Genomic DNA, 5433 nt, shown 5'->3' on the forward strand with positions numbered 1-5433 from the left:
AACTTCCAAATAAGGGGCGCAGACATGTGGGCGATAATGGCGAAGCCGCCCACATGTTTGCGTCCCAGCCCACGATAGTGGGCGAACTTGATTTGTTTGTTATAAATGATTTATGGACAAAGCTGCAAGTGAAAAGAGTGCGGCTTTGAAATTGTTTTTGATGTTTTTATCAGCCAGCCATGGCGCATACTGAGTTTACGAAGCGCTTAAAAGAGATTTGTCGCCGCAAGCAACCAGTGACGTAGCAACTGTAGGATTGAAAATAACCTTTCACTTACTTGGTCGTAGCCGCTCTTGAATTATCTGCGAAGAAAGGCCGAAAAGAGCGCGTTGTTTACGCAGTCTAATGTTTGAGTACTACCGCCGTTCATTGAAAAGGAAAGCGTGAAGCTAATGGTGACTGAAAAAGAGTTAAAGCCTAACTGCGCCATGGTTTATAACACCCACATAAGGGGCAGTAACACGTGGGCTAAAATCCGAGCGAAGCGACAGAGCCCGCGTGTTACTGTCCCAGGGAGCTTGCGACCGACTTAATGTGATTGTTATACGCGATCGCAAACATCCTCGTTTTTGATTTGGTTCTTTGCCCGAAACAAAAGCTGCTGTGTCATTTCTGGTGAACCATGAGCATTGTCTATCGCTAAGAACCATTTACTAAGATCATTCTCATAATATTCAACAGCATGCTTAATGGCAAAGCAGCTTACTTGAGCAAGCTCTTCAACCTTATTCTCGCCGAGTAATTCTAGCGTTTGCGAATGAACTCTTATGTTAGAAAGTTCGGCCATTTGAACAGTACCAACGAAAAAGCGCCAACCGATAAGACCAACAACAATGACACCAAGAACGAAAGAAAAAAAACAATAAAAGAAGGTTTTCATCGCGTCACTTCCTTGAAGCGTATAACACCCAAATAAGGGGCGCAAACATGGCGGCTATAATCGGAACGAAGTGACACAGCCACCATGTTTGTGTCCCAGCGAGCGGAGCGAGTGACTTAATTTGTTTGTTAGGTACGATTTCACTTTGCCAGCCAACCTAGAAACGCACCGAGCGCTACCCCCAACAAACTAAACAGTGGAGAAGATAGCCATCGGTGTTCTTTATTTTGCTCTATAGCCCTAGTATGCAAATTAATCGCGGTGTTAATCAATATGGAGAGTTCATCTCCCGTTAATGGGGTTCTAGATATACGTTTTTTCTGTTCTTCATTTAAATTACTGAACTCTTCAAAACTTAAGTTTCTTTCGTCATCTACAGAGTAGCGTTTTCGATAACTTCTTCTCCAAGCAAGCGAAACTTTATCACCCGCTCCATTAAAACGAAAAAATTCTGGATGCTCTGAAAATACATTTTTCCAATATTCTGATTTGCTATTGTCTCCGGAAATTCTCATGGACCAATCAGACGGACTTAATTTGTAAAATGCGTACTTTCCTGTTACTTGAATAGCGGCTATTACATCTTTTAGACGATCTGCCTTGAGATACGGTGAATTAGTTTTTTCCGCCAAAATACATCCTTTTAGTACCTAACTTTTAAATAAGGGGCGCATTTGCGTGGGCTATAATGCGAAGCAGCCCACGTGTATGCGTCCCAACGAACGCAGTGAGTGACTTAATTTTTTTGTTGGGTACGTGCCGCATAAGATTTAAGAACCTCTAACTCCGCGCTGGATAAATAAGAGTTAGGGACGAGCATAGACCCATTTGGCAAATTAAAGAATACATTGCTAGGAAAGAAATCAACCGATGTTAATTCCTCCCATTTGGTTGTTAAAACTCCTTTCTCTGAACTTCTTTCAATTCTGTCTTGATCGATTTTAAAGTGATAAGTGTCTTGAAGCTTTTTCTTTTTGGCAAAAGCGAGCGCAATACTTGGCATTAAAAAATCTCCAAGCAGACACGGGATAGCGTAGATTGAAAGAATTACCGTAGTAGCAATTCCCCACCAGCTAAAAATGAAATTGAAGTAGTAAAGTGCGGAAACCACGATAAATAAAATGCCCGAGGGTAAGTAGGTATGAAGATTCTTGTTTGGCATAACTGCCATTTTTTCCTTGATAGCTGCCTTATACTCTGCATCGGTATATTTGATAGTTAATTCAATGCTCATTCTCAAACACTCCTTGTAGTACCTAACGCTAAGCTAACGGGCAGTGACGTAGCGGCATAATCGCGAAGCGCCGCTGCGTTACTGTCCCAGCGAACGAAGTGAGCGAGTTTAGCGCTTTGTTAGGCCCTTCCACGAAATGTCAATCTTCCTATGTTGCGAAACACAATCTCTTAGATAGAGGTTGATGAGGCTCTGATATGGAACGCCCTCTTCTTCTGCCATTTCTTTGAAGTAGTTTATTACATCCTCGCTCAAACGCATTGTGACTGGCTTTTTTAGTTTGCTGGCGTAGGGGTTTTTGCGAGACTTAAGTTTACCAAAATCGTATTCCGCATCCATTATTTGCCACCGTAATAGTTACGTTCTTTCTTTGTTGCCTTACGTGCGGAAATGATTCTGATTTTACTACCATCTTCGCGCTCGCAATGGCAAACGGTTAGAACATTTGAATGAGAGCTCATTCCGAGCATGAGAAACCTGTCTTCACATAGAATTGAGTTCGTATCGTCGTAGAATTGAACCGCATTTTCATCATAAAAGACGGATTTGGCCTCGTGAAATGAGATGCCGTGTTTTTTAAGATTTGATGAAGCCTTAGCCTCATCCCATTCGAATTTAATCATATGCACACTGTATGTACAAAGAGCGGAGTTGTCAAAGGGGCCTAACGCTAGCCATCACCGGCCCTGAGCGAGCGCAGCGAGTGAAGGGTCCGCGTGTATGGCATTGTTAGATGACCGTCCAGTGATAAGAGGTGTAGTAGTAAGTTTTATACTCGCCATTATAAATGTGATTACCCGCTGTCCACATATCAACTTTTTGATCATTACCCCAGTAGTCTTTTTGTGTCGAATACTTTGCCCAGTCTGTTAAGTTATTGTAAACATGACTGGAAATCCCTATGCGATTAGGGCTGGATAGTTCGTCGCCGATTTTAACTGACTTGTTGACTCCATGGCCAAGCCAAACGAGATCCCGATTATTACTACCAGACTTACCTGCTTTAGTGCAAAGTATTTTACCGTGATCTATGCCTATACCGAAATCAAGCGCACTGAACTTTTCCAATTTTTGTCGCACTTTTGAATCCGAGTGAGTGAGCATATATACCATTTGCATTGCCGATTTTACCGCAGTCGATAGACTTTCTTTTGTGTTACCCTGAAAGAAAACCAGCATTCCATCTCCATTAAAACTCCGAACTGCTCCTCCTAAAGAGTTGGCTAAGGTGACAATTGTATGGAAGTAAACCATATGCAACTTAGCTGTCGTGACACGATTATGACTACTAAGAAGTCGGGTTGAGCCTCTCATGTCAATATATAGTACTGTGGCGGTGAATCTTAGTCCTGTATTCCCAAAAGTAAGCCGAGAGTCTTCAATATCAGGGACTATCGAAACATCGGTAACATCGAATGAATTGTCTATAACCTCCGAGGCTTTGTTTTCTATATCTTTTTTCATACTCAATGCGTTCTATCCTTAATCGCCCACGCTAAAATCGGTGTGATTACAGCACTAATCGTCAGCCAACTTGCAATTTTAAATATAATAAATTTTCTTCTGGCAATAACTGAATTTGCAATTATCTGTTTAGCTATCATAAGTTCAAGTTGATTACTTTTATGATCTTGAATGTCCGCAGCGCATGCTAGGGCTTCCAAGTACTTTTTTGGTGTGTATTTGCTCACATGATCAAAATACAAAAGATTGTCGGTTTTTTCATCGGGAGAAGATAACTTAAATAACCAAGGTATATCTAACGAAGGTGAAAATGAAATCAACAGCAAAACCATGCTTGCTATTAGCATGAAAATAACGGCAACAAGATATAGAAGCAATACAAGTGCTTCGTTCTCGATTCCGGTAAGAAATCTAATGATCCCAAAGACCATAACGCCGTTAGCTGCCAAAAGAGTTGCACTCTTCGTTTCGGCGTAGCGAAGCCAGTTATTCACATTCTCGAAGGCGCTGTTAAGTTTATCTTCCACTAATTTTTACTCTGGTCATCTAACTTCCAAATAAGGGGCGCAGACATGTGGGCGATAATGGCGAAGCCGCCCACATGTTTGCGTCCCAGCCCACGATAGTGGGCGAACTTGATTTGTTTGTTATAAATGATTTATGGACAAAGCTGCAAGTGAAAAGAGTGCGGCTTTGAAATTGTTTTTGATGTTTTTATCAGCCAGCCATGGCGCATACTAAGATTAAGCGGCGCTTAAAAGAGAGTTGCCGCTACAAGTAACCACTGTGTAGCAACTGTAGGATTGGAAATAACCTTTCACTTGCTTGGTCGTAGCCGTTCTTGGATTATCCGCGAAGAAAGGCTGAAAAGAGTGTGTTGTTTACGCAGTCTAATGTTTGAGCGCCACCGCTGTTAATTGAAAAGAATAGCGAGAAGTTACTGACGAATTAGAAACGAATTTTTAGCTTAATTGCGTCATGGTTAATAACTTTGTTAGATTTATAGCGACGACTCACCCAAGGTCTTGCCTTGAATAATTTGAACAATCGCTTTTTCCTTCCAGACAATACCAAGTTGAGCTTTGAAATCATCATCGGCACCAAGTCGACCAGAATAGATTCCAATAAACCTTCTGCATTGCCCAAAAATTGCATCTTTAGGCCCTGATTTACCTTCTGGAACTACGTATCCCTTGTCCTGTGCGTATACAGGGGCTCCCGACATCCCCTCCCTTGTGGCAGTATCGATATATAGTTTGGGCATTTTATCCAGATCTATTTCAGGCTCAGAGGCGATGCTCCCTCTTTTCCATATCGGGAATTTTGCACCTCCGGTAAGGCCTCTTGGGTAACCCAACACAAAGACGTCTAAGCTTGGTCGCACAACCACGTTATCCAAGTCTAGCTCGTCCGAGTTTGCGGCTTTTAACATGCAATTGCCCATACCAACGGGTATCGCTACTGCGTCTACTCTACCCTTGTGCTCAGGATGTTCATACCATACTGGAACATCATTTTCATACAAATCCATTTCCTTTGAAACCCAGCCGGCTTTATATTCACCGGATGGAAGCTCATTTTTCTTTGCCTGATCTATTGGAATATGTAAGACAAGCTTATTGGGAACAGCCAAATCTTTATGTAGTATTTTTCCTGTTTCTGGATGGCGACCAGTAACATTGTGCCAATTTGTAATGATATAAGAATCGTTCCCGCTCAAATAGAAAAAGGCTGTGCCTATCCCTAAGTCAATGCCATCAAATTTCAATTCAATTTTGAAGGGAACCCAGCTTATTTTTTCTTTTATTTCAATTGGCACAGAGCCTCCCTAAATCTAACTTTTCAATAACGGGC

General features: G+C 41.8%; 8 protein-coding genes. All 8 read right to left on the minus strand.

Translation table 11 applies throughout. The features are described from left to right. Window positions 1–542: 542 nt before the first annotated feature. The 8 genes from KO518_RS16960 to KO518_RS16995 all read right to left on the minus strand — a co-directional run bounded on the left by KO518_RS16960 (window position 543) and on the right by KO518_RS16995 (window position 5398). Entirely contained in the window at window positions 543–881 is a 339-nt protein-coding gene (locus KO518_RS16960; RefSeq protein ID WP_216027056.1) for a hypothetical protein, read from the minus strand. A 140-nt stretch (window positions 882–1021) separates the two neighbouring features. Then, window positions 1022–1513 (minus strand): N-carbamoyl-L-amino acid amidohydrolase, encoded by a 492-nt coding sequence (locus KO518_RS16965; RefSeq protein ID WP_216027057.1) that lies wholly within the window; start codon window positions 1511–1513, stop codon window positions 1022–1024. Between the two features lie 104 nt (window positions 1514–1617). Further along, window positions 1618–2115: a hypothetical protein gene (locus KO518_RS16970; RefSeq protein WP_216027058.1), complete on the minus strand. Its 498-nt coding sequence runs from the start codon at window positions 2113–2115 to the stop codon at window positions 1618–1620. Between the two features lie 108 nt (window positions 2116–2223). Further along, window positions 2224–2454 carry a BrnA antitoxin family protein gene (locus KO518_RS20290; RefSeq protein WP_216027059.1) on the minus strand — a complete coding sequence of 77 codons (231 nt, stop codon included), beginning with the start codon at window positions 2452–2454 and terminating at the stop codon, window positions 2224–2226. Further along, window positions 2454–2738, minus strand: a complete 285-nt coding sequence (locus KO518_RS16980; RefSeq protein WP_216027060.1) for a BrnT family toxin — start codon at window positions 2736–2738, stop codon at window positions 2454–2456. The genes KO518_RS20290 and KO518_RS16980 overlap by 1 nt, the downstream gene beginning before the upstream one ends. Before the next feature lie 106 nt (window positions 2739–2844). Next, window positions 2845–3579 carry an adenylate/guanylate cyclase domain-containing protein gene (locus KO518_RS16985; RefSeq protein WP_216027061.1) on the minus strand — a complete coding sequence of 245 codons (735 nt, stop codon included), beginning with the start codon at window positions 3577–3579 and terminating at the stop codon, window positions 2845–2847. A 2-nt stretch (window positions 3580–3581) separates the two neighbouring features. Then, complete coding sequence (locus tag KO518_RS20015; protein ID WP_070125562.1) at window positions 3582–4106, minus strand: Pycsar system effector family protein; 525 nt, start codon at window positions 4104–4106, stop codon at window positions 3582–3584. A 473-nt stretch (window positions 4107–4579) separates the two neighbouring features. Next, window positions 4580–5398: a trypsin-like peptidase domain-containing protein gene (locus tag KO518_RS16995; RefSeq protein ID WP_216027062.1), complete on the minus strand. Its 819-nt coding sequence runs from the start codon at window positions 5396–5398 to the stop codon at window positions 4580–4582. Between the last annotated feature and the right edge of the window lie 35 nt (window positions 5399–5433).

Source organism: Aestuariibacter sp. A3R04, assembly GCF_018860805.1.
In the GTDB taxonomy this organism is placed as follows: Bacteria; Pseudomonadota; Gammaproteobacteria; order Enterobacterales; family Alteromonadaceae; genus Alteromonas.